Origin of the sequence: Cryptosporangium minutisporangium, from assembly GCF_039536245.1 — a bacterium.
In the GTDB taxonomy this organism is placed as follows: domain Bacteria; phylum Actinomycetota; class Actinomycetes; order Mycobacteriales; family Cryptosporangiaceae; genus Cryptosporangium; species Cryptosporangium minutisporangium.
Window position 1 is genome coordinate 108,548 of record NZ_BAAAYN010000031.1, and the last position, 26,022, is coordinate 134,569.

At 71.4% G+C, this 26,022-nt stretch carries 30 protein-coding genes and 1 tRNA gene; 14 read left to right on the forward strand and 17 right to left on the reverse strand.

Features of this window, described 5'->3' with window-relative positions:
• The first annotated feature begins 72 nt into the window (after positions 1-72).
• Entirely contained in the window at positions 73-912 is an 840-nt protein-coding gene (locus tag ABEB28_RS24425; protein ID WP_345730520.1) for an SDR family oxidoreductase, read from the forward strand.
• 143 nt (positions 913-1,055) lie between these two features.
• Here ABEB28_RS24425 and ABEB28_RS24430 read toward each other — a convergent pair whose 3' ends face one another.
• Positions 1,056-2,276 (reverse strand): amidohydrolase family protein, encoded by a 1,221-nt coding sequence (locus ABEB28_RS24430; RefSeq protein ID WP_345730521.1) that lies wholly within the window; start codon positions 2,274-2,276, stop codon positions 1,056-1,058.
• Between the two features lie 77 nt (positions 2,277-2,353).
• Here ABEB28_RS24430 and ABEB28_RS24435 point away from each other — a divergent pair, with 77 nt between their 5' ends.
• The gene (locus ABEB28_RS24435; protein WP_345730522.1) at positions 2,354-2,851 is read left to right on the forward strand and encodes a MarR family winged helix-turn-helix transcriptional regulator; all 498 of its coding nucleotides are present in this window, start codon (positions 2,354-2,356) and stop codon (positions 2,849-2,851) included.
• A 63-nt stretch (positions 2,852-2,914) separates the two neighbouring features.
• Here ABEB28_RS24435 and ABEB28_RS24440 read toward each other — a convergent pair whose 3' ends face one another.
• Both ABEB28_RS24440 and ABEB28_RS24445 read right to left on the reverse strand, forming a co-directional pair.
• Positions 2,915-3,670: an SDR family NAD(P)-dependent oxidoreductase gene (locus ABEB28_RS24440; RefSeq protein ID WP_345730523.1), complete on the reverse strand. Its 756-nt coding sequence runs from the start codon at positions 3,668-3,670 to the stop codon at positions 2,915-2,917.
• Positions 3,671-3,705: 35 nt separating this feature from the next.
• A complete protein-coding gene (locus ABEB28_RS24445) occupies positions 3,706-4,545 on the reverse strand; it encodes a helix-turn-helix transcriptional regulator (protein ID WP_345730524.1) in 840 nt (279 codons plus the stop codon).
• Between the two features lie 209 nt (positions 4,546-4,754).
• On the opposite strand from ABEB28_RS24445, the gene sigK reads away from it, so the two are divergent.
• Genes sigK through ABEB28_RS24465 form a run of 4 tightly spaced genes read left to right on the forward strand, consistent with a single transcriptional unit; the run spans position 4,755 to position 6,984 of the window.
• Complete coding sequence (gene sigK / locus ABEB28_RS24450; RefSeq protein WP_345730570.1) at positions 4,755-5,360, forward strand: ECF RNA polymerase sigma factor SigK; 606 nt, start codon at positions 4,755-4,757, stop codon at positions 5,358-5,360.
• Positions 5,357-6,076 (forward strand): anti-sigma factor, encoded by a 720-nt coding sequence (locus ABEB28_RS24455; protein ID WP_345730525.1) that lies wholly within the window; start codon positions 5,357-5,359, stop codon positions 6,074-6,076. Before sigK ends, ABEB28_RS24455 begins: the two co-directional genes overlap by 4 nt.
• Positions 6,077-6,631, forward strand: a complete 555-nt coding sequence (locus tag ABEB28_RS24460) for a rhomboid family intramembrane serine protease (protein WP_345730526.1) — start codon at positions 6,077-6,079, stop codon at positions 6,629-6,631.
• Positions 6,622-6,984 (forward strand): MmcQ/YjbR family DNA-binding protein, encoded by a 363-nt coding sequence (locus tag ABEB28_RS24465; RefSeq protein WP_345730527.1) that lies wholly within the window; start codon positions 6,622-6,624, stop codon positions 6,982-6,984. The genes ABEB28_RS24460 and ABEB28_RS24465 overlap by 10 nt, the downstream gene beginning before the upstream one ends.
• 37 nt (positions 6,985-7,021) lie before the next feature.
• On the opposite strand, the gene ABEB28_RS24470 is transcribed toward ABEB28_RS24465, so the two are convergent.
• The 6 genes from ABEB28_RS24470 to ABEB28_RS24495 form a co-directional block, all read right to left on the reverse strand.
• Positions 7,022-9,121, reverse strand: a complete 2,100-nt coding sequence (locus tag ABEB28_RS24470) for a xanthine dehydrogenase family protein molybdopterin-binding subunit (RefSeq protein WP_345730528.1) — start codon at positions 9,119-9,121, stop codon at positions 7,022-7,024.
• Positions 9,118-10,098 carry an FAD binding domain-containing protein gene (locus ABEB28_RS24475; protein WP_345730529.1) on the reverse strand — a complete coding sequence of 327 codons (981 nt, stop codon included), beginning with the start codon at positions 10,096-10,098 and terminating at the stop codon, positions 9,118-9,120. Before ABEB28_RS24475 ends, ABEB28_RS24470 begins: the two co-directional genes overlap by 4 nt.
• Entirely contained in the window at positions 10,095-10,604 is a 510-nt protein-coding gene (locus ABEB28_RS24480) for a 2Fe-2S iron-sulfur cluster-binding protein (protein ID WP_345730530.1), read from the reverse strand. Before ABEB28_RS24480 ends, ABEB28_RS24475 begins: the two co-directional genes overlap by 4 nt.
• A 28-nt stretch (positions 10,605-10,632) precedes the next feature.
• A complete protein-coding gene (gene ppk2, locus ABEB28_RS24485) occupies positions 10,633-11,466 on the reverse strand; it encodes a polyphosphate kinase 2 (protein ID WP_345730531.1) in 834 nt (277 codons plus the stop codon).
• Positions 11,467-11,542: 76 nt separating this feature from the next.
• Positions 11,543-12,511 carry a 2-hydroxyacid dehydrogenase gene (locus ABEB28_RS24490; RefSeq protein WP_345730532.1) on the reverse strand — a complete coding sequence of 323 codons (969 nt, stop codon included), beginning with the start codon at positions 12,509-12,511 and terminating at the stop codon, positions 11,543-11,545.
• Positions 12,512-12,556: 45 nt separating this feature from the next.
• On the reverse strand, positions 12,557-13,141 hold the full coding sequence (locus ABEB28_RS24495; protein ID WP_345730533.1) for a TIGR03086 family metal-binding protein: 585 nt from the start codon (positions 13,139-13,141) through the stop codon (positions 12,557-12,559).
• A gap of 77 nt (positions 13,142-13,218) precedes the next feature.
• On the opposite strand from ABEB28_RS24495, the gene ABEB28_RS24500 reads away from it, so the two are divergent.
• Positions 13,219-13,980 carry an AraC family transcriptional regulator gene (locus tag ABEB28_RS24500; RefSeq protein WP_345730534.1) on the forward strand — a complete coding sequence of 254 codons (762 nt, stop codon included), beginning with the start codon at positions 13,219-13,221 and terminating at the stop codon, positions 13,978-13,980.
• Here the strand turns inward: ABEB28_RS24500 and ABEB28_RS24505 are convergent.
• Positions 13,968-14,525 (reverse strand): flavoprotein, encoded by a 558-nt coding sequence (locus ABEB28_RS24505; RefSeq protein WP_345730535.1) that lies wholly within the window; start codon positions 14,523-14,525, stop codon positions 13,968-13,970. The genes ABEB28_RS24500 and ABEB28_RS24505 overlap by 13 nt on opposite strands.
• A 44-nt stretch (positions 14,526-14,569) precedes the next feature.
• Here ABEB28_RS24505 and ABEB28_RS24510 point away from each other — a divergent pair, with 44 nt between their 5' ends.
• The gene (locus tag ABEB28_RS24510) at positions 14,570-14,992 is read left to right on the forward strand and encodes a hypothetical protein (RefSeq protein WP_345730536.1); all 423 of its coding nucleotides are present in this window, start codon (positions 14,570-14,572) and stop codon (positions 14,990-14,992) included.
• A 9-nt stretch (positions 14,993-15,001) separates the two neighbouring features.
• Here ABEB28_RS24510 and ABEB28_RS24515 read toward each other — a convergent pair whose 3' ends face one another.
• Positions 15,002-15,235, reverse strand: coding sequence for a hypothetical protein (locus tag ABEB28_RS24515; protein WP_345730537.1), 234 nt, complete (start codon positions 15,233-15,235; stop codon positions 15,002-15,004).
• Positions 15,236-15,416: 181 nt separating this feature from the next.
• Between ABEB28_RS24515 and ABEB28_RS24520 the strand changes: the two genes are divergently transcribed.
• On the forward strand, positions 15,417-15,995 hold the full coding sequence (locus ABEB28_RS24520; RefSeq protein ID WP_345730538.1) for a DUF4203 domain-containing protein: 579 nt from the start codon (positions 15,417-15,419) through the stop codon (positions 15,993-15,995).
• A gap of 6 nt (positions 15,996-16,001) precedes the next feature.
• Here ABEB28_RS24520 and ABEB28_RS24525 read toward each other — a convergent pair.
• Both ABEB28_RS24525 and ABEB28_RS24530 read right to left on the reverse strand, forming a co-directional pair.
• A tRNA-Arg gene (locus tag ABEB28_RS24525) sits at positions 16,002-16,074 on the reverse strand.
• A gap of 201 nt (positions 16,075-16,275) precedes the next feature.
• The gene (locus ABEB28_RS24530) at positions 16,276-17,544 is read right to left on the reverse strand and encodes a multidrug effflux MFS transporter (RefSeq protein WP_345730539.1); all 1,269 of its coding nucleotides are present in this window, start codon (positions 17,542-17,544) and stop codon (positions 16,276-16,278) included.
• Between the two features lie 104 nt (positions 17,545-17,648).
• Here ABEB28_RS24530 and ABEB28_RS24535 point away from each other — a divergent pair, with 104 nt between their 5' ends.
• Positions 17,649-18,086 (forward strand): MarR family winged helix-turn-helix transcriptional regulator, encoded by a 438-nt coding sequence (locus ABEB28_RS24535; protein ID WP_345730540.1) that lies wholly within the window; start codon positions 17,649-17,651, stop codon positions 18,084-18,086.
• Here ABEB28_RS24535 and ABEB28_RS24540 read toward each other — a convergent pair.
• Complete coding sequence (locus ABEB28_RS24540; protein WP_345730541.1) at positions 18,030-18,665, reverse strand: hypothetical protein; 636 nt, start codon at positions 18,663-18,665, stop codon at positions 18,030-18,032. The two genes, ABEB28_RS24535 and ABEB28_RS24540, sit on opposite strands and share 57 nt — an antisense overlap.
• 161 nt (positions 18,666-18,826) lie before the next feature.
• Here ABEB28_RS24540 and ABEB28_RS24545 point away from each other — a divergent pair, with 161 nt between their 5' ends.
• The 4 genes from ABEB28_RS24545 to ABEB28_RS24560 all read left to right on the forward strand — a co-directional run bounded on the left by ABEB28_RS24545 (position 18,827) and on the right by ABEB28_RS24560 (position 22,988).
• On the forward strand, positions 18,827-19,303 hold the full coding sequence (locus tag ABEB28_RS24545) for a MarR family winged helix-turn-helix transcriptional regulator (protein WP_345730542.1): 477 nt from the start codon (positions 18,827-18,829) through the stop codon (positions 19,301-19,303).
• A gap of 123 nt (positions 19,304-19,426) precedes the next feature.
• Positions 19,427-21,028: a phospholipase D family protein gene (locus tag ABEB28_RS24550; protein WP_345730543.1), complete on the forward strand. Its 1,602-nt coding sequence runs from the start codon at positions 19,427-19,429 to the stop codon at positions 21,026-21,028.
• 68 nt (positions 21,029-21,096) lie between these two features.
• Positions 21,097-22,227, forward strand: a complete 1,131-nt coding sequence (locus ABEB28_RS24555; protein WP_345730544.1) for a glycosyltransferase — start codon at positions 21,097-21,099, stop codon at positions 22,225-22,227.
• 5 nt (positions 22,228-22,232) lie between these two features.
• Complete coding sequence (locus tag ABEB28_RS24560; RefSeq protein WP_345730545.1) at positions 22,233-22,988, forward strand: class I SAM-dependent methyltransferase; 756 nt, start codon at positions 22,233-22,235, stop codon at positions 22,986-22,988.
• 187 nt (positions 22,989-23,175) lie between these two features.
• On the opposite strand, the gene ABEB28_RS24565 is transcribed toward ABEB28_RS24560, so the two are convergent.
• The 3 genes from ABEB28_RS24565 to ABEB28_RS24575 form a co-directional block, all read right to left on the reverse strand.
• The gene (locus tag ABEB28_RS24565) at positions 23,176-24,363 is read right to left on the reverse strand and encodes a lysylphosphatidylglycerol synthase transmembrane domain-containing protein (protein ID WP_345730546.1); all 1,188 of its coding nucleotides are present in this window, start codon (positions 24,361-24,363) and stop codon (positions 23,176-23,178) included.
• A 70-nt stretch (positions 24,364-24,433) separates the two neighbouring features.
• Positions 24,434-25,447 (reverse strand): glycosyltransferase family 2 protein, encoded by a 1,014-nt coding sequence (locus ABEB28_RS24570; RefSeq protein ID WP_345730547.1) that lies wholly within the window; start codon positions 25,445-25,447, stop codon positions 24,434-24,436.
• Positions 25,448-25,657: 210 nt separating this feature from the next.
• A complete protein-coding gene (locus tag ABEB28_RS24575; protein ID WP_345730548.1) occupies positions 25,658-25,942 on the reverse strand; it encodes a hypothetical protein in 285 nt (94 codons plus the stop codon).
• Positions 25,943-26,022: the final 80 nt, after the last annotated feature.

Consider the following 26,022-nt stretch of genomic DNA (forward strand, 5'->3'; position numbering starts at 1 on the left):
GCCGTGCCGGGTTTAGGGCGGGACAGGTCGGGAAGCCGAACCCAACAGCCGGAACTCGACCCAGGAGCGGACATGAGCCAGCCACCGCAGCAGCAGGAAGTCCCCGGCACCCAGTCGGAGATGACACCCCGCCCGGACTGCGGGGAGACCAGCTACCGAGGTTCGGGCCGCTTGGTAGGCAAGGCCGCGATCATCACCGGTGCGGACAGCGGGATCGGCCGTGCGGTCGCGATCGCGTACGCGCGCGAAGGGGCCGACGTCCTCATCTCGTACTTGAACGAGCACGGCGACGCCGAGGAGACCGCGAAGTACGTCGAAGAGGCCGGCCGCAAGGCGGTGCTGATGCCCGGCGACGTGTCGCAGCCGCAGCACTGCCGGGACATCGTCGCCAAGGCCCTGCAGGAGTTCGGCGCCGTCGACATCCTGGTGAGCAACGCCGCGTACCAGATGACCCGCGAGTCGCTGGAGGAGATCCCGGACGAGGAGTGGGACTACACGCTGGCGACGAACCTGTCCGCGTTCTTCCACCTCGCCAAGGCCGCGGTGCCGCACATGAAGCCGGGTGCGTCGATCATCGGCAGCTCCTCGGTGAACTCCGACATGCCGAAGCCGACGCTCGCTCCGTACGCGGCGACGAAGGCCGCGATCGCGAACTTCTGCGCGAGCCTGGCCCAGATGCTCGGCGAGAAGGGCATCCGCGTGAACAGCGTCGCGCCCGGGCCGATCTGGACGCCGCTGATCCCGGCGACGATGCCGCCGGAGAAGGTGGCGGAGTTCGGGGAGAACACGCCGCTGGGACGGGCGGGGCAGCCGGTCGAGTTGGCGCCGGTGTACGTGCTGCTCGCGTCCGACGAGGGCAGCTACATCTCCGGCGCGCGCGTCGCCGTCACCGGCGGACGCCCCATCCTCTGAGCGCGCCCCGCCCCGCGCGATGGCGGCGCGGATTTTCGGGAAGACCACCTCTCAGCCGCGCCGGAGAGGTGGTCTTCCCGAAAACGTGCCCCAGCCCCGCCCGAGGCCCGCGCTCGCGCCGGGCGGCGAGCGCGGCGGGGGAGTCAGGCCAGGACGCGGCGGGCTATGGCGTCGCCGGCGGCGCGGAGCGTGGCCAGGTCGTGGTCGACCAGGGCCCCGTCCCGCTTGACGACCCGGCCGTCGACCAGCACCGTCTGCACGTTGGCCGGCCCCAGCGCGGTGACGACGGCCCCGGCCAGCGTTCCGGCGCCGGTCAGGTGTGACAACCCGTCGAGCAGAACCACGTCCGCACGCCGACCCACCGTCAGCGCGCCGACCTCATCGGCCAGCCCGATCGCCCGCGCGCTGTCCAGGGTGACGGCCGGGAGGAAGTCGGCCGCCGGTACCAGCGTGTGCGTCCGCATCCGCTCGGTGCGCAGCGTGTCCCGGAGCGGCTCGAACAGGTCAGGGGTGGCGTTCACGACGACGTCCGTACCGAGCCCGGCGCGGCCACCGGCGTCGCGGAACCGCCCGTACGGAGACGCGCCGTGCCCCATCGTGGCCTCCACGACCGGGGTGATCGTCACGCCGGCGCCCGACTCGACCAGCCGGGCGGCGTCCTCGTCGGTCATCGCGTTCAGGTGGACGAGGTTGAGGTCCGGGCCGAGTAACCCGGCGTCCGCGAGCCGCTCGACGGACCCGCCGGGCCCTCCCGAGGCGTGGAACGACACGGTGACGCCCAGCTCGCGCCCGAACGCCAGGTGGCGGACCGCGTCGTCCCAGTCGCCAGCCTCCGGCCCGAGGATCGCGAGCGCTCCGGTGACCCGGCCGGTGCTCTTCGCCAGCCGCCTGGCGTCGTCCTCGCGGTCGGGAGAGCCGGACGCCACGACCGCGCGGACGCCCGCGACGGTGAACGCGTCGACGACCGCATCGGTGTGTTCCGCGGTCACCAGCGTGTTGCTCCAGTCGAACAGCGTGGTGACGCCCGCGTCGAGTGCCTCCGCGGCGCCGAGCAGCGCGGCCGCGTGCGCGTCCTCCGGGCGGTACGCGGAGAGCGCCCGCCCCAGCACCGTGCGGAAGTAGTCGGCGAGCGTCATGTCGGCGCCGATGCCGCGCAGGGGCGCCTGCCACACGTGCCGGTGACCGTCGACCAAGCCCGGTATCGCGACCAGGCCGGAGGCGTCGATCACCTCGGCGTCCGGCGGGGGTCGGAGGCCGGGGCCGAGGGCGGTGATCACGCCGTCCTCGATCAGCAGGGTCGCCGTGGGCAGCTCGGGGCTGCCGTCGGCGGGGATCATGTGGGCGTCGACGAGGGCGATGCGCATATTTGCCTCCCTAGAAAGCTTTTCAAAAAGCTATCTGGAAAGCTTTTGGTGCGCAAGGTGGTCGATACGATGCCGACGTGGAGCGCGATCTGGTCGACGGCATCAGCGAGACGTGGCAGCGGGAGCTGCCGGGCGTCGTCGGCGACGAGTTGGCGCTGGCCAAGCGGGCCGCGCGGGTGTCCGGCCTGTTCGCCGAGCGGGTCGACGCCGAGCTGGCGCGACTGGGCCTCACCAAGGCGGAGTACGAGATCCTCGCGGTGCTCCGCGCGTCCGGAGAGCCGTATCGGCTACGCCCGTCCGATCTCTCCCAGCGGCTGATGCTGTCCTCCGGCGGAACCAGCAACCTGCTGCGTCGCCTCACCGCAGCGGAGCTGATCGAACGCGCGCCGGACCCGGGGGACGGGCGGAGTTCCTGGGTCGCGCTGACACCGCACGGGGTGAAGACCGCGGAAGAAGCCCTGAAAGCGGCGACCGCCGCGCAGGACGCGTTGCTCCGCGCCGTCCCCCCGGACGTCACCCGAAATGCGATCGACGCCCTGCGCGCCCTCCTGATCGCGCTCGGCGACTCGCCCTGACGGCGCGCGCTCGAAAGTGTGGTGTGGGCACCCGCCCACACCACACTTCGTGGTCGCCGGCGATCAGATCAGCGTGCCGCCGGACGCCTCGATGCGCTGGTTGGTCACGTACCCGTAGCGGTCGCTGAGCACCGCGGCGACGACCCCGCCGACGTCGTCGGGCTCGCCGACCCGGCCCAGCGCGGTCTCGCTCCCGAGACGGTCACGGAGCGCGGGAGTGTCCCGAACCATCCCGCCGGCGAAGTCGGTCGCGATCGCACCCGGCGCGACGACGTTCACCGTGATCCCGCGCGGCCCGAGCTCCTGCGCCAGGTAGTGCGTCAGCACCTCCACGGCGCCCTTCATCGACGCGTAAGCCGCGTAACCCGGGCGGGTGAACCGGGTGAGCCCGGTCGAGAGGTTGACGATCCGCCCGCCGTCGGCGATCAGCGGCGCGAGCGCCTGGGTCAGGAAGAACACTCCTCGGAAGTGGACGTTCAGCAGCGCGTCGAACGTTTCCAGCGGCGTCTCGGCGAACGAGCCGTAGAGGCCGACGCCGGCGTTGTTGACCAGGTGGTCGAACATGTCGCGTCCCCAGCGCTCGGCCAGCGCCGCGCGGACCTCGGTGACGAAGTCGGCGTGCGTCTCCACCGCGCCGACGTCGAGCCGGAGCGCCACGGCGGTGCGGCCGAGCTTCGTCGCGGCGTCGACGACGTCCTGTGCTTCCGCGGCGTTCGACCGGTACGTGAGGATCAGGTCGACGCCGTCCTCGGCGAGTTGGAGTGCGGTGTTCCGTCCGAGGCCACGGTTGGCGCCGGTGATGAGGGCGATTTTTGGCATGACTGTCTCCAGACACTGTGCTCGAAAGGGGAAACTCAGATGTCGACGCGGTCGCCGAGGACCGCGAGGAGCTGCAACTTCTCGTAGCTCTCGGTGCCCGGTGCCGCGGTGAAGACCAGCAGGGTCTGCGACTGATCCGGGTCCAGGAGCGTCTGGCACTGCAGCTCGAGGACGCCCAGCTCCGGGTGGCTGATGCGCTTGAAATCGGGGTGGGTGGAGGTGATGTCGTGCTCCGCCCAGACCGCCGCGAACTCCGGACTCGCGGCGAGCAGCGCGTCCACGATCGCGGCGGACCGGGAGCCCTTGCCCTCGATCAGGTAGGCGTCGCGCAGCTTCGCGGTGAACGCCCGCCCGTGGATCGGGTGATCCTCTTCCGGGTAGATGAGCCGCGACCGGGGATCGGTGTACCAGCGGTACACCGTGCTGCGGGCCATCCCGGTGAACCGCGTCTGGTCGCCGAGTAGCGCTTTGGCCATCCGGGTCTGGCGCAGCGCCTCGCCCAGGCGGGTGAGGACCATCGCCGGTGTGTCGTCGAGCCGGTCGAGGATCCGCATCATGCCGGGGTTGAGGTGCTCGGTGCGGAGCGACCGCTGCGGCGCGGTGAACCCGGCGATGCGGAACAGGTGGTCCCGCTCGTCGAGCGACAGGTGCAGGCCCCGGGCGATCGCGGCGAGCATCTGCTCGGACGGGTTCGGACCGCGCTGCTGCTCGATCCGGGTGTAGTAGTCGGCCGACATGCCGCAGAGCGCGGCGACCTCCTCCCGGCGGAGGCCACCGGTGCGGCGGCGCGGGCCGCGGGGCAGCCCGACGTCCTCCGGCTGGAGCGCTTCGCGCCGCGACCGGAGGAACTCGGCCAACTGCGCCCGGTCTGCCATGAGTGCTCCTCGATACGGATCCTCGGTACGGATCAAGGATGACTCGCGCCCCAGGGGACAGTAAGGACGCGTTGATCCAGGGATCTTTCGTCCCTGCCTCGGTGACGACGGTGCGCGGCGTGCGCAACGATGTGCCGCGCGACCAATCCGATCGGCGGGCGGATCCGAATGCCTTCGGAGCGCCGGTCACCGAGGAGGGCATCGCACGCATGGACCGCTGGAGACGAGCCCGCGCCACCGCGCCCCCACCCGACCGGGACGACACCGTGCGCGCCGACGCGCTGGGCCTCCTGCTCACCGAGGTGGCTCGCGGCAACGACGACGCGTTCGCGCGGCTCTACGACGAGGTGTCGCCACGGGTCTACGGGCTGGTGCTGCGAGTGGTCCGCGATCCGTCCCAGGCCGAGGAGGTCACCCAGGAGGTCCTCGTCGAGGTCTGGCGCACCGCCACCCGGTTCGATCCGGCGCGCGGTACGGCGTCCGGATGGATTTTGACGTTGGCGCATCGGCGGGCGGTCGACCGGGTCCGTACCGCACAGGCGGCGACCGACCGGGAGCGGCGGGCGTCGGTGCCGGAGGCACCGGCGTACGACGTGGTGGCCGACGAGGTCGCCGGACGGCTGGAGCACCAGCAGGTGCGGCGTTGCTTAGCCGGGCTGACGGACCTCCAGCGGGAGGCGATCACGTTGGCGTACTACGGGGGACGGACCTACCGCGAGGTGGCCGCCGCGCTCGACCTCGCGTTGCCGACCGTGAAGACCCGTATGCGGGACGGCCTGATCCGACTGCGTGACTGCCTGGGAGTAGGCGCATGAACGACCACCTGGACCTGCTGAACGGCGCCTACGCACTCGACGCTCTGGACGACGTCGAGCGCGCGGCGGTCGAGCGGCACCTGCGCACCTGCACGTCGTGTGCGGTCGAGGTGGCCGAGTTCGGCGAGGCCGCGGCCCGGCTCGGTGCGGCCGCGGCGGTGGCGCCACCGCCCGACCTACGCGCCCGGGTGCTCGCGGAGGCCAGAGCCACCAGGCAGGGCCCGGCCCGGATGCGGAAGCCGCCGCCGCGACCGCGTCGACTGGCGGTGGCGGCCGCCGCGGTGGCGGTGCTGGCCGGGACCGCCGGGACGACGTGGTGGGTCCAGGAGAACCGGGTCACCGACGAGCGAGCCCGGGTCGTCGCGGCCGAGCAGGAATCAGCCCGGATGCGGGCGGTGCTGGCGGCTCCGGACGCCACGCTGAAAACGTCCGAGAACTCCCGAGGCGGACGGTTCGCGGCGGTGTACTCGGCCGCCGAGGGAGCTGCCGTGCTGTCGTTCGACGGGCTCGGCGACGTGCCGTCGGGCAAGACGTACCAGCTCTGGCGGATCGTCGGGGGAATCCCGCGGTCGCTGGCGGTGCTGCCCCCGGACGCGCGCGGCGGAACCCGGGTGGTGGGCGACCTGGAGCCGGCCGACGAGTTGGCGGTGAGCGTCGAGGACGAAGGCGGTGCGCCGCAGCCCACCGACGTCTACGCGACCGTGGCGCTGAACTGAATGCGCGCTCGGCTGACCTGGATGGTGTTCGTCCTCACCGCGGTGTTCACGGCGGTCGGGTACGCCGAACCGGCGGTGGTCGACGCGCTGGGACGTGATCCCGCGGTCCACGACGGCGAGGTCTGGCGCCTGGTGACGCCGATCCTGGTGAACCCGCAAGGCTGGGGCCAGATCTTCAACAACGGCATCGGGCTGCTGATCCTGGGGGCGATCGCCGAGCGGGTCTACGGCCGGGTGCGGTGGGCCGTGCTGTACCTGACCGGCGGAGTCGTCGGCGAGGTCTACAGCTACGCGATCGACTACTACAGCGCGGGCTCGTCGGTGGCGGTCGCCGGGTTGCTGGGCGGCGTCGCGGTGTGGCTTCTCGTCGGTTCGGCCGGGCTGCCGTCGGCGATCCGGGCCGGTGCCGGGCTGCTGCTGGTGGGCGCGGCGGTCCTGGCCGCGTCCGGCGACAACCACGGCGCTCCGGTGCTGGCCGGTGCGGTGGTCGGCGCCGTCCTGATCGTCTGGGCCCGACGTAGGGGAGAGCCGCTTAGAGTTCCCTCATGGGAGTGACCGTGGCGGAGATGCGCGCGCTGGCGCTCGCGCTGCCCGAGGCCGTCGAGATCGAGACGTGGGGGCACCCCACGTTCCGCGTCCGCAATAAAATGTTCGCGTCCTGCGCCTCCGACGACACACCGGAGCCGACCGCCACGTTCAAGGCGACGCTCGACGAGCAGGCGGAGCTGCTCGCCGAGGACCCGGGTGTCTACGGCGTGCCCGCGTACGTCGGGCATGCCGGGTGGGTGCAGGTGCGTCTCGAGGCGATCGCCTCCGACGTCCTCCGCGAGCACCTGATGGACGCGTGGCGCCGCACCGCACCGAAGCGCGTCGTCGCCGCGTTCGACGCCACGCTCGACGACGCCTAAATGTGGTGTGGGCGCCCGCCCACACCACACTTGGACGTCAGAACGCCGGGTCGGTCAGGAGCTTGTCCAACCGCACCGGGAGGTCGCGCACGCGCACACCCGTCGCGTGATGGATCGCGTTGACGATCGCGGCCGGCGACCCGACGATCCCGATCTCCCCGATGCCCTTCACACCCAACGGGTTGACGGCCGGGTCGTCCTCGTCGATCCACGCCGCGTCGATCCACTCGACGTCGGCGTGCACCGGCACGTGGTACTCGGCCAGGTCGTGGTTGACCCAGTCGCCGGTGGACGGGTCGAGCACGCTCTCCTCGTGCAGCGCCATGCCCATCCCCATCGTCATGGCGCCGATGAACTGGCTCCGGGCCGTGCGCGGGTTGAGCACCCGGCCGACGGCGTAGGCCCCGAACAGCCGGGAGACCCGCACCTCGCCGGTGTCGGCGTCCACCCGTACCTCGGCGAAGTGCGCGCCGAACGCGTGTTTCCCGGCGTTCTCCCGTGCCTTCACCTGGGGCGTGGCGTCGAACGTCGCGGTCAGCCCCTCGGCAGGCACCGGCCCGGTCAGCCGGGACAGCTGCTCCCGCAGTGCCCGGCATGCTCCGTCGACGGCCCAGCCCCACGACGCGGCCCCGGACGACCCACCGGCGATCGACGCCTTCGGCAGCGCGCTGTCGCCGATCCGGACCGTGACCCGCTCGAGCGCGACGCCCAGGGCGTCCGCCGCGACCTGGTGCAGGATCGTGCGTGCCCCGGTTCCGATGTCGACGGCCGCGACGTCGACGGTGACGGCTCCGGTGGCGTCCATCGTCGCGGACGCCGTCGAGGGCAGCACCATCGACGGGTACGCCGCGCCCGCGACGCCGGTACCGATCCACCAGTTGCCCTCCCGACGCTGCCGGGGCCGGGGATCGCGGCCACCCCAGCCGAACCGCTCGGCGCCGAGGCGGAGACACTCCAGGTACTGCCGACTGCTGAACGGCGTGCCGTCCTCCGGCTCGACGTCCGGCTCGTTCCGCACCCGCAGCTCGATCGGGTCGATCTCCAGCGTCGCCGCGAGCTCGTCGATCGCGCACTCCAGCGCCAGCATCCCCGGCGCCTCGCCCGGCGCCCGCATCCAGCGCGGCGTCGGCATGTCCAGCCGGGTCAGCCGGTGCGACGTGCGGCGGTTCGGGGCTGCGTACATGTGCCGGGTGACTACCGCCGGCTGCTCGGCGTACTCGTACAGCGTCGACGTCTGCTCGACCACGTCGTGGGCGATCGCGGTCAGTACACCGTCGGCGGTCGCGCCGAGCCGGACCCGCTGGATCGTCGGAGTGCGGTGTCCGACCATCGAGAACAGCGCCTGCCGGGGGAGCGCGAGCCGCACCGGGATGTCGACGACCTGGGCAGCCATCGCAGCCAGGATCGTGTTGGGGCGGGTACTGCCCTTCGATCCGAACCCGCCGCCGACGTGTTCGGTGACCACGTGCACCTGGCCGACGTCCAGACCGAAGACCCGCGCCACCTGCTTCGCGATCGCGGACGGACCCTGGTTCGAGTCGTAGAGAACCAGGTCGTCGCCCACCCAGAACGCGGTCGTCGCGTGCGGCTCCATCGGGTTCGGGTGCAGCGCCGTCGTCGAGTACGTGACGTCCACGCTCGCCGCCGCGGCGGCGAGCGCGGCCTCCACGTCGCCCTGCGACGTGTCCGCCGGGTCTCCCGTGTTGAGCTTCTCCGGCGTGTAGAGGCCCGGATGGTCCGCGGTGAGCTCGGCGTCGTGCTCCTCTTCGGTAATGCTCAGTCGGACGCTCTGCGCGCCGCGTCGTGCGGCTTCCAGCGTTTCGGCGACGACCAGCGCGACCACTTGCCCCCGGTAGCTGATCCGCGACGACTGGAGTACCTGCAGCTCGGGGTCGTCGCTCCGGCGCAGTTTCGGCGCGTTGCCGTGCCAGAGCGTGGCCAGGACGTCGTCGTCGTCCGGGGTGTCGATCGCGGTGAGGACGCCCCGCGCCACCGGCGACTGCACCACCCACGCGTAGGCGACGTTCTCCATCGGGTACTCGACCGCGTAGCGGGCGGCGCCGGTGACCTTGAGCGGACCCTCGATCCGCGCGACCGGTGTCCCGATCGAGCCGGGGCGGGTGGGGGCCGTCGTCATCGCGGGCCTCCCTGGACGAGCTGCGTCAGCGTGGCGGCGACCAGGTTGCGGATCAGCGTCACCTTGAACGCGTTGTCTCGGAGCGGCTCGGCCGCGGCCAGCTCGGCGTCGGCCGCAGCCAGGAATTCCTCCCGGGTGGCCGGGCGCCCGCGCAGCTCCTCCTCGGCTCGGCGTGCCCGCCACGGCTTGTGCGCGATCGCGCCGAACGCGAGCCGGACGTCGTCCACGGTGCCGTCCGACCAGACCTTCACGGCTGCGGCCACCGAACCGACCGCGAATGCGTAGGACGCGCGGTCGCGGGCCTTGCGATAGGCGCTGGGGTAGTTGTCGGGCAGCGGTGGGAGGTCCACCGCGGTGATCAGCTCGCCGTCCGCCAGGACGGTGTCGCGCTGCGGCTCGTCGCCGGGCAGCCGGTGCAGCTGGTCGATCGGGATCGTGCGCTCGCCGTCCGGACCGGATACCCGGACGACGGCTTCCAGGGCGACCAGCGCGACCGCCATGTCGGAGGGGTGCGTGGCGACGCAGTGCTCCGAGGCGCCGAGGATCGCGAGGTTGCGGTGGTCACCCTCGCGCGCCGGACAGCCGCTGCCCGGCGTCCGCTTGTTGCAGTTCTTCGTCGGGTCCATGAAGTACCGGCAGCGGGTCCGCTGGAGCAGGTTCCCGCCGGTCGTGGCCATGTTCCGCAGCTGGCCGGACGCACCGGCGAGCAGCGCCTGGCTGAGCAGCGGGTAGTGCCGCCGGACGACCGGGTGCGCGGCCAGCTCGCTGTTGCGGACACACGAGCCGATCCGCAAGCCGCCGTCCGGCCGCCGGACGACGTCGTGCAGCGGCAGCTGGTTGATGTCGACGAGCGTGTCGGGGGTGGCGACCCCGAGCTTCATCAGGTCGACGAGGTTCGTGCCGCCGGCGAGGAAGGTGCCGCCGGTCGAGACAGCTTCGTCGATCTCCGTGACGGCGCGGTACTCGAACGTCTTCACCGGGCCGCCGCCAGGATCGCGTCGACGATGTTGGGGTAAGCCCCGCAGCGGCACAGGTTGCCGCTCATCCGTTCCCGGACTTCGTCCCGGTCGAGCTCCGGTTCGGTGCCGTCCGTGACCGCGCTGGGCCAGCCCTGCGCGACCTCGTCGAGCATCCCGACCGCCGAGCACACCTGGCCGGGCGTGCAGTAGCCGCACTGGTACCCGTCGTGCTCCAGCATCTCCCGCTGCACGGGGTGCAGATCGTCCGGCCTGCCGAGGCCCTCGATCGTCGTGATCCGGGCCGACTGCTGCGAGATCGCGAGGATCAGGCAGCTGTTGACCCGCCGCCCGTCGAGCAGCACCGTGCAGGCGCCGCACTGGCCGTGGTCGCAGCCCTTCTTGGCGCCGGTCAGCTCGAGGTGTTCGCGGAGCACGTCGAGCAGGGTGGTGCGCGGATCGACGGTCAGGTGGTGCGTGACGCCGTTGACGGTGAGCGGGAAGCTGACGCGGGGAGACTCGGGCATAACGCCGATCTACCCTGCTCGACGAGCGTTAATTCGTGAGCGACGCGGTGTGGTCCGGGACGAAGCGCTGGGCGTCGCGCGGCGGGCGCTTGTACCCGGAGGACTTCGGACGCTTCGGCAGCGCGAGGTTCGGTTCGCTGATCTGCTCGTACGGCACGGACGACAGCAGGTGGGCGATCATGTTCAGCCGCGCGGCGCGTTTGTCGTCGCTCTCCACGACGTGCCAGGGCGCCTCCGGGATGTCGGTGTGCACGAACATCTCGTCCTTGGCGCGGGAGTAGTCCTCCCAGCGGGCGATCGACTCGACGTCCATCGGCGAGAGCTTCCAGCGGCGCAGCGGGTCGGTGAGCCGCGACTCGAACCGCCGCTGCTGCTCGGCGTCGCTCACCGAGAACCAGTACTTGCGGACCAGGATGCCGTCCTCGACCAGCATCCGTTCGAACAGCGGGCACTGGTGCATGAAGCGCCGGTACTCGTCCTCGGTGCAGAAGCCCATCACCCGCTCGACGCCGGCCCGGTTGTACCAGGAGCGGTCGAACAGCACGGCCTCCCCGGCGGTCGGAAGGTGCTGGATGTAGCGCTGAAAGTACCACTGGCCGCGTTCCCGCTCGGTCGGAGCGGGCAGGGCGACGGTACGGGCGAATCGGGGATTGAGGTACTGGCTGACCCGGCTGATCGTGCCGCCCTTGCCGGCGGCGTCCCGCCCTTCGAAGAGGACGAGTAGCCGGTTGCCGGACTCGCGCAGCCAGGCCTGCATCGCCACCAGCTCGGTCTGGAGGCGGAGCAGCTCGTCCTCGTATGCCTTCTTGGGAATCCGCGCCGCTCGTGTTGCCTCGTCGATGTCCGGCGTCCGCTTGGCCATCCGGTGCTCCTCCCGGTGAACTTCCGTCGCCGCTACGTTCCGGCGTCGGTGTTCACTTTCCCGCAAACCGCCGTGCTCACGCGGGGACGGGGTTCGGGGGTGGGTCGCCGGCCAGCACCGCGAGGATGTTGTCGACCGCCATCGCCGTCATGGCCGCGCGGGTCTTCGCGGTCGCGCTTCCCACGTGCGGTGTCAGCACGACGCGCGGACCGCACGCGAGCAGGTCCGGATGGACGTCGGGCTCGTTCTCGAACACGTCCAGCCCCGCGCCCGCGATCCGCCCGGCTCGCAGCGCCGCCGCCAGGTCGACCTCGCTCACCAGCCCGCCCCGGCCGGTGTTGACGAGGATCGCGCCCGGGCGCATCAGGGCCAGCGTCTCCCGGTTGATCAGGTGCCGCGTCTCGTCGGTCAGTGGAGCGTGCAGGCTCACGACGTCGGATTCGGCGAGCAGTTGCTCGAGCGGGAGCCGCTCGGCGGCGAACCGCTCCTCAGCGGCCGGGTGCGCGCTGCGGGCGGTGTAGCGGATCGTCATCCCGAATCCGAAGTGGGCGCGCTGCGCGACCGCCTCGCCGATTCGCCCCAGCCCGACGATGCCGAGCGTCGCGCCGGAGATGTCGATGCCCATCGGTTCGTGCAGCAGCCGGAACGGCCCGGTGCTGCCCGAGCGGACGGTCGCGTCGGATTCGGGGATGTGCCGGGCGACCGCGAGCATCAGCGTCATCGCGAGGTCAGCCGTCGCGTCGGTGAGGACGTCCGGCGTGTGGGTGACGACGACGTCGGCCTCGGACGCCGCCCGGACGTCGATGTTGTCGTAGCCGGTCGCGATCGTGGCGACGATCCTCAGCGACGTCTCCTCGAACACCTCGGCGGTGATCCGGTCGCTGAGCTGGCTCAGCAACGCGTCGGCGCCGTCGGTCGCGGCTCGGACCTCCTCGGCGGTGAGCCCCCGTGGGGAGTCGAGCACGACGACGTCGTGCCCGGCGGCTCGGAGCCGGTCGAGCCCTTCGGCGTGGACGGGTTGGGTGACGACGATGCGCGAGGCCATACCGTCTGGATATCAGGCTCCCTGGTTTTCGGCCGCTCGCCGTGGCTACTGGGCCTCAGGCGTCCACCGGGGGTCGCGGCCGGTGAGGCCGAGGAGCCGATCGAGCACCGGCGCATCGGCGGGAACCGGCACCTCGGGCCCGTACACCCCCATCTCCCTGCCCTGGTCCGCGGTCGCCGCTACCCCTTCGTACACGGCCTGCACCACGTCGTCGTCCCAGCGCGGCGACTGACCGGTGGCGCGGGCCAGGTCCCACCCGTGCACGACCAGCTCACCCAGGGCCATCCCGCCGATCATCGACGCGGGCATCTTCATCGGCCCGCCCATCCGGGTGGTGCCCTGCCAGGCGTCCGGCTCGCTCCACGCCTTCGCCAGTTCGTCGAGGTGAGCCTCGAGCGCCTTGGCCCAGTCGCCGTCGGTCAGGTCGACGTCCTGCTCGTTCGGGGCCGGCGGCGCGACTGCCTCCTTGCGGGCCGCGCCGACCAGCGACGGACCCCAGAACAGCAGGTGGTTCAGCAGCGCACGCACGTCGTATTCGCTGCAGGGTGTCGGCGCGGCGAGGTGCTCGGCGCGGAGCCCTCGGACGACGTCGACGGTGGGCTGCGCGGTCGCCGTGACCAGCGTGTACATGTGATTTCTCCTTCCGGCGGTGCGATTTCACGCTAGCGGCGCTGTCTTGAAGAAAAGCGACGCCGTAGGCTCCGGCCATGGACGCGCGGGGGCTGCGTGGCCGGTGGTCGGACTTCCAGCGGCACTGGTTCGAGGAGCCGTCGGCGGACCTCGCGCCGTTCGTCCAGCACTACTGGGCGGTCCACTGGGACCTCCGAGACCAGGCTCCCTACCGGCAGCTCCTCCCGCCGGGCGTCAACGTGCACCTGTCTTTCGTCGACGACGAGCCGGGCACGGTGCGCGGGCCGATGCGCTCGTACTCCCATCGGACGCTGGAGGGCACCGGCCGGGTGTTCGGCGTGGCGTTCCGGCCCGGGCGCTTCCGGCCGTTTCTCGCCGGCCCGGTGTCCGAGCTCGCCGACCGGGCGGTGCCCGCGTCCGTGGTCTTCCGCCGCGAGCTGCGGCTCTCCTCGGAAGAAACACTGGTGGACGAGGTGGAGCGGTTCCTCCGGGCTGATCTCCCGCCCGACGACCCGGCGGCGGATGCGGCTCGTGCCGCGGTCGAGCTGATCGCGGCGGAGCCGTCGCTGACCCGCGTGGATCTCCTCGCCGACCGGCTCGGCGTCGGCATCCGGCAGTTGCAGCGGCTGTTCGTCGAGTACGTCGGGGTGGGGCCGAAGTGGTGCATCCGCCGGTCCCGGATCGCCGAGGCGACGTCGCGGCTGGCCGCCGGGGAGGCGGTCGACTGGGCGCGGCTGGCGGCGGAGCTGGGCTACGCCGACCAGGCGCACTTCAGCCGGGACTTCACCGCGATCCTCGGCGAGCCGCCGACCCGCTACGCGCAGCGCTACCCCGGGTAGCTCCCCGGGCGGCCGACGACTTCGGCGAGCCAGGACGGGTCGAAAACCGCGGCGAGGTCGTCGCCGGTACCGGCGTCCACCGGCTCTGGTTCACCCGCTCGACCGGAGCGGACGTCGACGAACGTGACGCCGGTGCGCTGCAGCGTCGTCAGGTGACCGGCCCACGCCGGGTGGCCCCACAGCGCGTCGCTCACCATCGGGACGAGCGTCAACGGGGTGCGGCTGGCCAGCGCCTCGCAGACCAGGCCGGCGGCGTAGTTGTCCATCAATCCGGTGGCGAGCTTGTTGACCGAGTTGAACGTCGCCGGGCAGACGACGACGTGCCCCGGCGTCGGAAAGCGTTTCGGCTCGCCAGGACGCCGCTGCTCGACCAGGGGCGCTTCGCCGGTGACCCGTTCCACCGCATCGGCGTCCACCCAGTTCGTGGCCGCAGCGGTCGCCACGACGCGGACGCGCCAGCCCTGGGCCTTCATCGCGGCCGCCACGTCGTGGACGCGCGCGGCCAGCGGTGCGCCACACGCGACCAGCGCCAGGTACTCACTCACGGCGAGGAGGCTAGCCGACGCCCGGCTCCGGGTACGGTTCGGCGGTGCAGCGGACGGTGACCGCCGAGAACCTCGGCGCCTGGGTGCTGAAGGGCAACGCCGACCGGGTGGATCTGGCCGGCCGATTCGCCGACGAGCCGCGCGTCGGCCAGTGGTGCGTCCGACCGGGCTACCGCGCCCGGCTGATGCGAGCCGGGCAGCCGGTGGTGTTCTGGGCCAGCGGATCGCGGGCCGGCGTCTGGGGCGTCGGTCGCCTGACCGGGCCGGCGGAGCTTCTGGATGACGGCGGCTGGCACGTGCCGCTCGACCTGGCGATCGCGCCGGAGCCGCTACGGGTGCCGCGGTCGGTGCTACGGGACGACGCGCGGCTCGCCGACATCGAGGTGTTCCGTCAGCCGCAGGCGTCCAACCCGTCGTTCCTCACCGTCGAGCAGTTCGCGGCGCTGCGCTCGCACTGGGTGCGGTAACCGTTGCGCCTACTCGGATAAGTTGCCGTCCAGGAAGTGCTCGGCGAGGTCGGGCCTGCTCTGAAGGCAGTGGATGCTGGTCAGCCTCCGCAGCAGGAGCTCCGCCTCGAACGGCAGGCCTTCGCAGCTCTGGTTGCGTGCGGCAGCCAGGAGCGTGAGCTGGGTCCCCTGGATGGCGTTGTTCCACTCTTCGTGGAACTGCTCGGCGAGCCTGACGATCTCGAGAGTCAGGGCGTAGTCCATCTCTGCTCCTCGGTTCGCAGCACGTGTGGGGCTACCGAGACAGAGCGCGTCGCACGCCGACTGATACGCCGCGCGTTTGCCGGAATCGGGCGCGATCTCATCCGGAACGGACGAGGCGTCGGGGCGCCGCGAGCGGCGAGACTGCGCGAGTCGTCGCACCAGGAAGAGGAGATGAGGCATCGTGGACAGCGCCGGACTCGTCGTGCTCGCCCTCGGCCTGCTGCTCTGCTTCGCCGGCGTGAGGTCGATCAACCTGGCGATCCTGGCCTGCGGATTCGCCGTCGGGTGGCTGCTGACCGAACCGTTCGACGCGTCCGTCTGGACGGCGTTGATCATCGCGCTAGCCGCGGCCATCGGCGTCTGGGTGGTCGCACACCTCGTCTTCCGGGTCGCCCTGTTCTTCGTCGGCGGACTCGCTGGTGCGGTGATCGGGGCCAAGCTCTTCGGGCTTCTTCAGCCGAGCGGGGGCAGCGTGGTGCTGGCCGTGCTGTTCGTCGCGGCCAGCGGCTTCATCGGGGGGATCCTCACCCAGCGGTTCCGGCAGAGCGCGCTCGCCGTCGCTTGTGCGCTCGGCGGCGCCGGGCTGGTGCTGAGCGGCCTCGCCCGCATCGACCCGGACGTCTTCGGGTTCCTACGCGCCCCGGACGCGACGTGGGAGGTGACGCTCGCGACGGCGCTGTGGCTCGGCCTCGCCCTACTGGGGTGGGTGGTCCAGCGGCAGCAGCTCCGTGGACGGCGAGCCCGGGTTCTGGCCGACTGAACAACGTGCCCTCGGGCAGATTCGAACTGCCGACACCCGCTTTAGGAGAGCGGTGCTCTATCCCCTGAGCTACGAGGGCCCGGCCCGGCGTCGCCGCCGACCGCGTGCGGAGCCGCACGGCTTGCGCCGCTCGGATCCGGCCCCAGCGTATCGGTAACCGGCCCGCTCGCGTTCCGACTATCCCGCCTTCCGGCGCGACCTGCGCCGATTCACGCCGAATCGGCCTCCACGGTGCCCGTGGAAGCCGATTCGGCGTGAATCCGCGTCGACCCGCCTGCGTTCACCGCGCAGCGGCGGACACCTCGGACGCTGTGCCGCGGGTCAGGGTCGCCAGCGCTAGCACCGCGATCGCCGCGGATACCACCATCACGATCGCCATCGGCACCGCCGTGCCCTCTCCGCCGAGGCCCACCAGCGGCGAGACGACCGCCGCCAGGGCGAACTGCGACGCGCCGATCACCGCCGAGCCGGTACCGGCCGCGGACGGCGTCTGGGCGATCGCGAGCGACGTCGCGTTGCCCATCACGAAACCCACCGACGTAACGCACAGCCAGAGCAACACGAGCACCGCGACCGTGGTCAGCGCGCCGGTGAGCGTCAACGCCGCGAGGACGGACGTCCAGACGAGCAGCGAACCCACCCCGAAGATCAGCAACCGTCGCGGGCCGAAGCGGCTGACGATCCGGGCGCTGGTCAGGCTGCCGAGCGTGAGTCCCACCGCGTTCGCCGCGAACGCTACCGAGAACCAGCCGGACGACAGGCCGAACACGGTCTGCAGCACGAACGGCGACGCGGAGATGTACCCGAACAGCGCTCCGAACGTGAAGACGAACGTCAGCGTGTAGCCGACGTATCGGCGGTTGCCGAGCACGGTCCGGGCGCCGCGCAGCGTCGCACCGAGGCCGCCGCCCTGCCGCTGGGCGGGCGGCAGTGTCTCGCGGAGCACGAAGAACGACCCGAGCAGCATCAGGACCGCCGCTCCGGTGAGGACGCCGAAGACGCCGCGCCAACCGACCGGGCCGAGCAGCGCACCACCGATCAGCGGCGCCACCACCGGCGCGATCCCGCCGATCGTCATGAGCACGGAGAAGATGCGCGCGGCGGACGCGCCGCGGACGGTGTCGGCCACGATCGCCCGGCCGAGAACTACGCCGGCGGCGCCGGCGAAGCCCTGCAGGAACCGGAATGCGATCAGTGCTCCGACGTTCGGCGCTGCCGCGCACAACGCGGACGCCAGGATGCAGACCGCCGCGCCGACGAGTAGCGGACGCCGCCGGCCCCAGCGATCGGAGAGCGGGCCGATCACCAGCTGCCCGATCGCCAACCCGGCCATGAACGTGGTGAGCGTGAGCTGCACGCTCGACGCGTCCGTGCGGAGTTCGTCCGCCATCGTCGGGAAGCCCGGCAGGTACATGTCGGTCGCCAGCGGCGCGATCGCCGAGAGCAGCGCCAGCGTCAGGACCGCGAGCACCGGAAGCGCCGCATGAGCCGGGGCGCCCTCAGCGGAGCCGGTGCGCGCGTCCAGGGACGGGTGGGTGGCCGATGACATCAAGTCTGCGCTCCAGTGCTCGCTCCGCTTCCACGCCGAAGCTTATGTATTCATACATAAGCTAGTATCGGCGTGTGTCCGGGGAGAAGACAGCGCCCGAGGCTGTGGCGCTCCTCTCAGGCGAGCTCGCGGCGCTGCTCCACGACGTCTCGCGGCAGCTCCGCACGGCCGCGCACGCCGAGGTCAACCTCGTGCCGCTGCCCGACTCCGAGCGCGACGTCCTGCGCTACGTCGGCAGGCACCCCGGCATCGGTGTCGGTGTCGTCGCGCGTGAGCTGCGCATGAAGAGCAGCAACGTCAGCGCGGCGGTGCGCAACCTGGTCGGGCGGGACCTGATGGTCCGCGAAGCGGATCCGAACGATCGCCGGATCGCGCGCCTCACGCTCACCGACCAGGCCTACCGCAACCTCGAGCGCCTTCAGCGCAGCTGGGACACGCACCTCGGCGCGGCGCTCGGCCGGTTGGTGCCGGAGGATCGGGAGAAGCTAGAGAGTGCGGTGCCCGCTCTGCGCGCTCTGGTCCGGGTGCTCCGCGACCGGTAGGGGGTCGGCCGGGCGGAGCGCTACGTACCGGCGAGCCCGGCCCAGTGCCATCAGCCCTTGGGTGCCGCCCCATCCGAAGAACACGATCGCGGCCAGCCGGGCCCAGAACAGCAGCGGGTTGTCGTCGACCTCGGACCGGTCCATCACCAGCCAAAGGCCTTGGAGCGCGACGTTTGCGAACAACACGCCCGGTAGCAGCAGGCCGAACCGGACGATTCGTTCGGCTTCACTGCTCGCCAGCGCGTGGTCCTGGCCCGTCAGCAGTTCGCCGCGCCGGAGGCCGACGTGGACCCGCCGCCGGGTGGCCCGGTCGGCGCCCCACAGGGGTGACGGTCCGAGCACGCCGCGCCGCCGGAGCACCCACCAGCTCACGCCCAGTACCGCGCCGAGCAGCAACCCAACGACCAGGAGCGCGATCACCGCGAGGACGATCAGCGTCAGGGTGTCCGCGCCGGCGGCAGCCGCCGTCACCAACGCGCCGCAGAGCACCAGTGCGACCGCGATCGCAGTCGCACTGGTGGACACGATGAGGGCCCATCGCCATCGCTGCTGGGCGCGCGCCTCTACTCGCGGATCCATGCACTGCCTCCGGGGCGCCGGGACGACCGCTGTCAGAGTCCTCCTTTGTGTGATGCTTGGCGGCGATTTGATGAGAAAAGTGGGTAGTGGTGGCGCAGCCCACGTGCCGGTTGGGCCGCCAAGCGGTATGGTTGGTTAGAGCAACTATTGAGGAGGCGACGATGGCGTCGCAGGAGGCCTGTGCCCGGCTGCTCGACCAACTCCCCGCGATCGGCGAGATCAAGCGTCAGTTCCATCGGGTGGTGCCGCCGGTCGGTAGCAAGAACGTCGGCGCGGCCGGTGCCATCCCCACGCTCGCGATCCTGGCCACGGCGGGGGAGCAGCGCGCCAGCGATCTGGCCGAGCGTCTGCGGGTCGACCTGTCGGTGATCAGTCGGCAGGTCACAGCCCTGATCGAAGCCGGTTTGGTGGCGCGAGCGACCGACCCGTCCGACCGGCGGGTGCACCGCCTCGCGATCACCGACGCCGGTCTGGAGACGCTGCGTCAGCACCGGGAGCAGATGGTCGAGCTGATCTCACGCGGCCTGGACGACTGGTCCGACGCGGACGTGGTGGCGTTCGCGCAGCTCCTGCGCCGGTTCGCCGACTCGGTAGCGGGCGCGGTCACGACGCCCCGCCCCACGCCGGTCGCGGTCTGACGTCGGCCCTGATCCTGGGCGTTGTGCATTACGGCGGGTCATAGCTCGCCGAAGTGCACACCGCTCCGGCGCTTCCGCAGACCTCGGGTGTGGCGACCGGCCCGGAATGGGTAACGCGAGGACATGCCCCTCGACGACTGGTTCCTCACCGCGGACGAGCGCGGCAACCCGGCTACCCGGATCGACTCCCGGCACCCCGACGGCGCCGCGTGGACGACCGGGAACGAGGTTAGGCCGCTGATCCACGGCGCCACGTACTTCACCGACCTGCTGAAAGAGATCGACGCCGCCCAAGCCGACGACATCCTGTTCTTCACCGACTGGCGCGGCGACCCCGACCAACTCCTCGGCGAGCCCGACCGCACCGTCCACTCGGTGCTCGCCGAGGCCATCGCCCGCGGCGTCGTCGTCAAGGGCCTGATGTGGCGTTCCCACCTCGACAAGCTCCAGTTCAGCGCCGAGGAGAACCGCCACCTCGGCGTCGAGGTCGAGGAGGCCGGTGGCGAGGTACTGCTCGACATGCGGGTCCGCACCGGAGGCTCGCACCACCAGAAGTTCGTCGTGATCCGGCATCCCGGGGAACCGGCACAGGACATCGCCTACCTCGGTGGCATCGACCTCGGGCACAGCCGCCGGGACGACGCCGACCACCACGGTGACCCGCAGGCCCAGCCGATGCCGGAGGTCTACGGGCCGCGGCCGCCGTGGCACGACGTCCAGGTCGCGGTGCGTGGGCCGGCGGTGGGCGACGTCGACATGGTCTTCCGGGAGCGCTGGGAGGACCCGAGTCCGCTCTCCAACAACCCCGCGCGCGTCGTCCGCGACCTGCTGAGCCGCCGCGACATCAGCGCGGACCCGCTCCCCGACCAGCCGCCGGACCCCGAGCCGTGCGGCACCCAGGCCGTCCAGATCCTGCGCACGTACCCGCACCGGCGGCGCAACAGTTACCCGTTCGCGCCCGACGGCGAGCGCAGCATCGCCCGCGCCTATCTCAAGGCGCTCAAGCGCGCCCGCAAGCTGATCTACCTCGAGGATCAGTACCTCTGGTCGTCGGACGTGGCGGCGTGCTTCGCCGAAGCGCTGAAGACGAATCCCGACCTTCACCTGATCGCGGTCGTCCCGTCCTATCCCGACCAGGGCGGCCTCTCGACGACCGGCGAGAACCTCGGACGCAACCGGGCGCTGGAGAAGTTCCGGGCGGTGGCGCCGGATCGAGTCGCGGTCTACGGCCCGGAGAACCGCGACGGCACGCCGGTCTACGTCCACGCGAAGGTCTGCGTCATCGACGACGTCTGGGCCGTGGTCGGCTCGGACAACCTCAATCGCCGGTCGTGGACGTACGACTCCGAGCTGTCCTGCGCGGTGATCGACGAGGAACGTGACCGCCGTGAGCCCGTCGACCCGGCCGGGCTCGGCGACGGCGCGCGGGTCTACGCGCGTGACCTGCGGCTCGCGCTCGCCGCCGAACATCTCGAACTGCGGCCCGACGAACTGGACGCGCTGGCCGACCCGAAGGCGGCGTTCCACGCGTTCAAGGAGTCCGCCGAGGCGCTCGACGCCTGGCACCAGGGCGGCAAATCGGGGCCGCGGCCGCCCGGGCGGCTGCGGCCGTACTCGCCGGCGAAGCTGAAACCGCTGGCGGGGATATGGGCGGATCCGCTCTACAAGTACCTGCTCGACCCCGACGGTCGCCCACGGAAGCTGCGGCGCGCGGACGACTTCTGACCGGCGCATTCGGGGTTCCCCCGCCGGTGCATTCGGGATTCCGGGACCCCGCCCGGTAGCCTGGCGCGGTGCGCTGGCTGGCTTTCGGCACTTACGACGTGCAACGGCACCCCCGGGTGGCCGTCCTGATCGACGGGCTGCGCGAGTCCGGCGACGAGGTCGTCGAGGTCAACGACCCGCTGCCGCTCGACACGGCCGGGCGGGTGCAGATGCTGCGCCAGCCGTGGCGGCTGCCGGTGCTTGCGTGGCAACTCGGCCGGTGCTGGTCCCGCCTGATCGCCGGTGCCCGGCGTGCCCGGCGCACGGGTGACGTGGACGCGGTGCTCGTCGGGTACCTCGGCCACTTCGACGTCCGGCTGGCGCGGTTCCTGTTCCGGAAGACGCCGATCGTCCTCGACCACCTGGTCTCCGCCGCAGGCACCGCGACCGACCGAGGCCTCGCCGGCTCCGGTGGTGCCAAGCAGAAGCTGCTGCGCTGGATCGACCGCAAGGCGCTGGACAGCGCCGACGTCGTCGTCGTCGATACGCCCGAGCACCTCGACGCTCTGCCCGCCGACGTGACGTCGCGGACGGTTGTGACGCCGGTCGGTGCCACCCGGACCTGGTTCGCGGCGCAGCGTCCCGATCGGGCGGATACCGAGCCGCTGCGGGTCGTCTTCGTCGGGCTGTTCACCCCGCTGCACGGCACCGCGGTGATCGGCGACGCGCTGGCGCTGCTGGCCGACGAGCCCGGCATCACGGTGACGATGGTCGGCAAGGGCCAGGACCACGCCGACTGCCGGCGCCGGGCCGCGTCCAACAGCAACGTCGAGTGGGTCGACTGGGTCGCCGGGCCCGAGTTGCCTGCGTTCGTCGCGTCCTACGACGTCAGCCTCGGCATCTTCGGTACCACCGCGAAGGCCCAGAACGTCGTCCCGACGAAGGTGTACCAGGGCGCCGCGGCTGGCTGCGCGATCCTCACGTCCGACACCCCGCCGCAGCGGGAGATGGTCGGTGACGCCGCACTGTTCGTGCCGCCCGGCGATGCCGCCGCGCTCGCCGAGGCGCTCCGTGGCCTGGCGTCCGACCGGACCGCGTTGAAGCGCGCGAAGGACACCGCCCGCCAACGCGCCGAAGAGCACTTCTACCCGGCCCGGGTCGTGGCGGCGCTGCGCGACCGAGTTCCTGCTCCAGCAGAATCCGTTCCCACGCGAGGTTGACCGATATGTCTGCACCGATCACCCCTCCGCTGACCGCGCGGGCGAACCTGCGCTGGGCCGTGGTCCGGCCGACGCTGGAGCGCTTGGCGCCGAAGGACATCCTGGAGCTCGGCTGCGGCCAGGGCGCGGTGGGTGCCCGGCTCGCGCAGCTCGCGTCGTACACCGGCGTCGAGCCGGACGAGGCGTCGTGGAAGGTCGCGACCGAGCGGGTGACGCCGAACGGTGGCACCGTCCTGCACGGTGACCACCACAAGGTGCCCGAGGGTGCGGAGTTCGACCTGGTCTGCGCGTTCGAGGTGCTGGAGCACATCGCCGACGACCGGGGCAACCTCGCCGACTGGGTGCAGTTCATCCGGCCGGGCGGAAAGCTGATGGTGTCGGTGCCGGCCGACCAGCACCGGTTCGGGCCGTCGGACGAACTCGTCGGGCACTACCGCCGGTACAGCCCCGAGCAGCTGACCGACCTGCTCGCCTCGGTGGGCTGCACGGACATCGCGGTGCGCCGGTACGGATGGCCGGTCGGGTACGCGCTGGAGGCGGTCAGCAACCGGGTCTCGGCGAAGAAGCTCGCGGAGCCGGCCGCGCCGGTGTCCGAGGTGGCGGAGGAGCGCAGCGCGACGTCCGGTCGCTACCTGCAGCCGCAGAAGAAGGTGGCCGGCCAGGTGCTGCGGCTCGGCATGGCGCCGTTCACGCTGATCCAGGAGCTGGCCCCCAAGCGCGGGATCGGCCTCCTCGCAGTAGCCACCGGCCCCAAGGGATAGCGGCCCGCTGAGAACGACGCTGACAGGCCAGCGCGCCTCCTCGGGGCGGGCAGCCCAAGGCCACGACGTCGGCGCGCTCGACTGCCAGCGCCGCTCTCAGTGGGCTCCAGGTTCGAGCAACTGCGCGCGCCTGGCGGCGCTTTACACGCAACTGCCTGTTGGGGACGTCAGGCGCGCGCGGGGTGGGTCAGGGCTTCTTGCGCCGGACGAACGCCAGGAAGCCGCAGCCGAGGGCCAGGTCCACGACTGTGAGCGCCACCCGGGACAGCACCGCGACGAGCAGCGCCTCCGGGCCGGTCACCACGGACGCCAACGCCGCGACCAGCACGACGTCACGGACACCGGCCCCGGCGGGAAGCGGGATCGCCAGCAGGCCCAGCGCGTAGGCCAGCGCGTACCCGCCGATCGCGGCGAACAGCGCGCGGCCGGTCGGGGCGCCGAGGCCGACCAGCAGGATCCACGCGTGCAGGCCGAAGCACACCGACACGAGCACCTGCCATCCGGCGGCCCGTGCCATTCCGCGGGTGCTCGGCAACTTCGGTAGCGGTGGCTGGCGGATCAACCGGAAACCGAAGTTCACCAGCGGCCCCAGTACGGCCGGGTGCAGCACCGCCAGCAGCGCCGGAATCGCCAGCAGCCCCCACCAGTACCGGCCCAGGACGTCCGGGGCCGCTACCGGCAGCGTGACCGCGGCCAACGGCAGCCCCACGGCGGCGGTGAGCACCAGTGCGAGCACGCCTACCGCGAACCCGACCCGCCGCGGCACCTTATACTCCCGGCCGAGCTCCATCTGGGTGGCGATCGACCAGACGGAGCCGGGCAAGTACTTGCCGAGCTGGCTGATGAAGAAGATCCGCGCCGCAGGCCGGGCCGGTATCGGCGCACCGAGGTCGGACAGCAGCGAGCGCCAGACCTGCATCGCGCACAGCATCGCGAGCACGACCGGCGGCACCGAGACGAGCGCGACCCACAAGTCCAACTGGCGCAGGGCCTCGGAGACCTCGTCCCAGTTCTGGGCGAGGGCGTAGCCGGCGAACCCGATCATCGCCAGCAGCAGCGCAGCCTTGGCGCCGGTGATCAGCGCCTGCCGTACCCGCCGCTTGCCCGGCGCGGCCGGTGCCGACTCGGCCGGTCCGTGCTCCAGGTGGTGCCCACCGGAGGCGATCTCGGCGGACTCGAGCGCGTCGTCCGCGTCGGCGTCGTCCGCGTCGGCGTCGGCGTCGTCCGCGTCGGCGTCGTCTGCCGAGCGGCTCGCGGTCTCGGCGGCGTCCGCGGGCCGGTGGGGTAGCGGACCACGGGCGGGCGGCGCTCCGGGTGCGGCGGCGCGCTCGGCGTCGCCCCCATCAGGAGCAGCACCGGACGACGCGTCGGTCACCGACACACCATCGGTGACCTTCGCGGCGTCAGGGACAGCAGTGGAACCACCCTGCGTGGGCACGGACCGGTCAATCCGCCCGGGACCGGACGATCAAGTCCGCTAGCAGTGCCACCGAGGCGATCAACAGACCCGTGACGATCAACAGCAGCGAGTTGGTCGTGATGCGGAAGAAGTAGATGACGACGTCGACGATCGCCTTCACGAACCCGACGCTCAGCAGCACCAACGCCAGCGGCATCAGCACCTTGATCGGGTTGAAGTACATGACCATCCGCAGCACCTGCAAGATGTAGCGGTACGCGTCCCGGACGAAGTGGAACTTCGACGTGCCGGCGCGCTTCGCGTAGTCGATCGGCAGGTAGTCGACCGTGTGCTGGTTCGACAGGAACGACAGCGTGATCGTCGTCACGCAGCTGAAGCCGGGAGGCAGCAGCCGGAGGTACGGCAGCGAGACGTCGCGGCGGAACGCACGCAGACCCGAGTTCAGGTCGGGGATCTTCGTCCCGGCGAGCGTCTCGGCGACCTTCCGGATGACCCACTTGGCCGGCACGCGGAGGAACTTGTGCGTGCCCTGCTCGGTGGTGCGGGCGCCGACGACCTGGTCGGTCTCCGGGTGGTCGACCAGGTACTGGATGAACTCCGGGATGCGGTCGTTCGGGTAGGTCATGTCGGCGTCGGTCCAGACGACGATGCGCCCGTAGGCCTCCGCGCTACCGATCCGCCGCGCGGTGCCCGAGCCACCGTTGCGCTGGAACGGCATCAGCCGCATGCGCGGGAAGCGAGGAAGCGCCTCCTGCAGCACCTGCAGCGTGTCGTCCGTCGACTTGTCGTCGATCACCAGCAGCTCGTAGCGGAAGCCGCTGGCGTCCATCGCCTTGGTGATCCGCTCCAGCTCGAGCAGGACGTGCGGGCCCTCGTTGTAGCAGGGCAGCACGATCGTCGCGTCGAGCGTGTTCGGCCCGTGGTCGAGCGCGTTGAGAGCACCCTGCGGGTCGCTCGGGTCACCACCGCTGACGCTGGCGTGACGGGCGTGCGGGGTGGCGGCGGCCTCGGTGAGAGTGGTCGTCGGGTCGGCGTTCATGGCCTCTCGCGGGGGTTCGATGCGGCTGCCGGGCGTCACGGCTGGTCCGGCGATGCGACTGGGTCCGGGCGGACGAGCATCAGGTTAGTCGGAGCGTGCGACAGCTTAACCGGTCACCATGGGTCGCCAAGAAAATACGAGGTCAACAACGCGAAGATCGGCTACTCGGACGATGTGTTCCCGGCAACTCGGCGGGCAGGCAAAACTTTGTCAGGCCGCGTGGTGCCGGCGGTACTCGGCGCGCCGGACTCGCATGCCGGTGCCTTTGCAACTGCGGCAGTCGACCTCCTCCTCGCAGTCGGGCCGATCGTCGAGGAGTTCGGCCAGCTCGGCGGACGTGTCGAACGCCTCGAGTGAACCGTGCTCGGCGATCCAGCTGGCCTCCGCGTCGTCGCGCCGGGAGAGCCAGATCTCCCACTGGTTGGCGCAGACCAGGCCGCCCCGGCAGTCGGGGCAGCGTTCGTCCTGGTAGCGGGTGGTGCTGGCGGCTCGCATCTCCACCTCCGGGGCTCATCGGTAGGAACTACACCGATGTAACCATTCCCCCCGACAAAATCGTGCACGGCCCGCCGAGT